The 2477-nt window shown below is 66.4% G+C and carries 2 protein-coding genes and 2 pseudogenes; 2 read left to right on the top strand and 2 right to left on the bottom strand.

Features of this window, described 5'->3' with window-relative positions; genetic code table 11:
- Together AB0A94_RS38605 and AB0A94_RS38600 are read left to right on the top strand one after the other, a co-directional pair.
- Positions 1-225: helix-turn-helix domain-containing protein (locus tag AB0A94_RS38605; RefSeq protein WP_361751700.1), on the top strand; the 225-nt coding region annotated here is incomplete at its 5' end.
- A 191-nt stretch (positions 226-416) separates the two neighbouring features.
- Positions 417-1524, top strand: a pseudogene (locus tag AB0A94_RS38600) (integrase core domain-containing protein).
- Between the two features lie 14 nt (positions 1525-1538).
- Here the strand turns inward: AB0A94_RS38600 and AB0A94_RS38595 are convergent.
- Positions 1539-2136 (bottom strand): annotated as a pseudogene (locus tag AB0A94_RS38595) (IS5 family transposase); the annotation flags it as partial.
- An 86-nt stretch (positions 2137-2222) separates the two neighbouring features.
- The coding region (locus AB0A94_RS38590) for a type IV toxin-antitoxin system AbiEi family antitoxin domain-containing protein (RefSeq protein ID WP_361751698.1) at positions 2223-2477 on the bottom strand (255 nt) is incomplete at its 5' end.

The raw sequence follows: 2477 nt of genomic DNA, 5'->3' as shown, positions 1-2477 counted from the left end.
GCGATCCCCGCGGTCACACAGAAGTCGCTGACTGCCACCCTGCGCAGACTGGAGCGCAACGGCATCATCGAGCGCGAGGTCGTGAGCTCCAGGCCGGTCGCGGTGGAGTACCGGATCGCTCCGCTGGGGAAGACCATGCGCCCTCCCGTCGATGTCCTCCTGGACTGGGTACGGACGTACATGCCCCAGATCGAAAAAGCACGGGAGTCCTTCGACGCCAGGTGAGATGCGGAGCGGGAAGGCTGCCCGCGCTTTGCGACACGCTTCGGCCGTCACCGGTGGGGCGAGATCCTTCGGACGAACCCTGCCCTTGCCGAAAACCTCATCCGCCCTGGTGAAAGGCGGTGCGCGGGGGTGCGGGTGCTCGAGGGGGTGCTCTCGCGTACCTGGTGGTTGTACCGACATGATGGTCAGCCGTGCTGCTGCGACTGGCTTGCCTGACCATAACCCAAGCGTTCGCCATGGTCCGCCTGTTGCCGATGAGCGACCGGGACAAGGACGCGGAGATCCTCGCCCTGCGCCATCGGATCACGGTGCTTCAGCGTCAACTCGGCAAAGGCAGGGTGCGGTTCACCCCGGACGATCGAGCGTTCCTGGCGGCGTTGCTGCACCGGCTGCCGTCGGAGGTGCTGCGCAGGGTGAGGTTGCTGGTGCGTCCAGATACGGTGCTGCGCCGGCACCGCGATCTGGTCGCGCCGCCACGCTGCCGCTTCCCGGCCGAAGCGCTCGGGAAGGCCGCGGACCGTGTGCTCCATCCGGCTCTTGGTGTTGCGGCTTGCGCGGGAAAATCCTGGTGGGGGGTATCGCCGCATCCACGGCGAACTCCTCGTTCCTGGGATCAAGGTGGCCGCCTCCACCGTCTGGGAGATCCTCCAGGAGGGTGGGATCGACCCGGCACCGGAGCGCGCTTCCAGCACGTGGGCAAACTTCCCGCGTTCCCGGGCCGACGCCCTGCCGGCGTGCGACTTCCTGGAGACGGTCACACTGTCCGGGGCGCGCCTGTAGGTGTTCGCGGTGATCGAGCATGCCGGCCGCCGGATCCGGATCCTCGGCGCCACTGCGCACCCCACCGCATCCCGGGTGACGCACGTCGCGAAGAATCTCGTCATGGACCTCGAAGAGCCGGCTGCCGGGTCAGGTTCCTGATCCGGGACTGGGACCGGGACCGGGACCGGGAAGTTTCCCGCCCTGTTCGACACCGTCCTCAACGATGCAGGGATCGAGGCAGTACTCAGCGCAGTACGGATGCCGCGCATGAACTCGATCATGGAACGGTGGGTGCAGACCTGTCGGCGCGAGCTGCTGGACCGCACCCTGATCCGGAACCAGCGACACCTGCTCCACGCGCTACGCGAGCTCGAAGACTTCTACCACTCCCACCGGCCCCATCAAGGCATCGCCAACGCCCGCCCGCCACGCCCCTTGCCGAGGCCGATCAGCGATCCGGAGCAGATCATCCACCTCGACATACGACGACGCCAACGACTCGGCGGCATCCTCCACGAGTATCGACATGCCGCCTGAACTGGGCGGATGAGCTTTTCGGCAGGCGCAAGGGCACCGTGATGGAAGATGCTGTTCTGGTATCCGCCGTCGGCCCAGACCTTGGAGACACTGGGGTGGTTCGCAGCCACGTCGTCGAGCAGGAGCTTGCCGCCGGTGGTGTCGTGCACGTTCGCGGCAGTGATGAGGACGGCCAGCACGAGACCGAGCGTGTCGGTGATCAGGTGCCGTTTGCGTCCTTTGATCTTCTTGCCGGCGTCGATGCCCTGGCTGGTCTCGGCCACGTTTGTCGAGGTCTTCACGCTCTGGGCGTCGACCACGGCCGCGGTCGGCTCGGCACTGCGGCCGTGGGCTCGGCGGGTCTTGTCACGTAACAGGTCGTGGACCTGCTGGGTCGTGCCGTCCGCTTCCCACTTTGCGTAGTAGTCGTAGACGGTTTTGTACGGCGGGAAGACATGAGGCAGGTACTCCCAGGGGATGCCGGTGCGGTTGAGGTAGAGGATCGCGTTGACGATCTCTCGCAGGTCGTGCACCCGGGCCGGTCCGTCTCGCCCGCCAGGCGGTGAAGACCGGCTCGTTCAGAGCCCAGCGGGCATCGGACACATCACTGCGGTATGGACGGCGAGCACTCACACACGGTGCAACGACCGCCAACGCCACCGGTCACACAAACATCCCAGAACACTCACTATCTAGATCAGATGCCCTCTTAGAGGGCGTCAAGTCCGTTTCTGATAGCGGCCGCGTCCGGGTTGTTCAAGGAGTCCCTGGCGGACGAGTCGTCCCAGGCGGGAGCGGGTGACGTTGACCGAGGGCTCGTCGGCGGGCAGGCCGAGGTGCTCGTGCAGATCGCGGACACGGAACACCTTCTCGGGGTGGTCGTTGAACGTGGTCACGATGCGCTGGTAGACGGTCGCGGTGGCGGTCTCCGCGGGGGCCGTTCCGGCGTCGGGTGGGGTGAGGCCGTCGATGAC

The sequence above is a fragment of the Streptomyces sp. NPDC044984 genome (assembly GCF_040646935.1).
Classification (GTDB): Bacteria; Actinomycetota; Actinomycetes; order Streptomycetales; family Streptomycetaceae; genus Streptomyces.
This window is presented reverse-complemented; position numbering and strand designations above follow the sequence as displayed.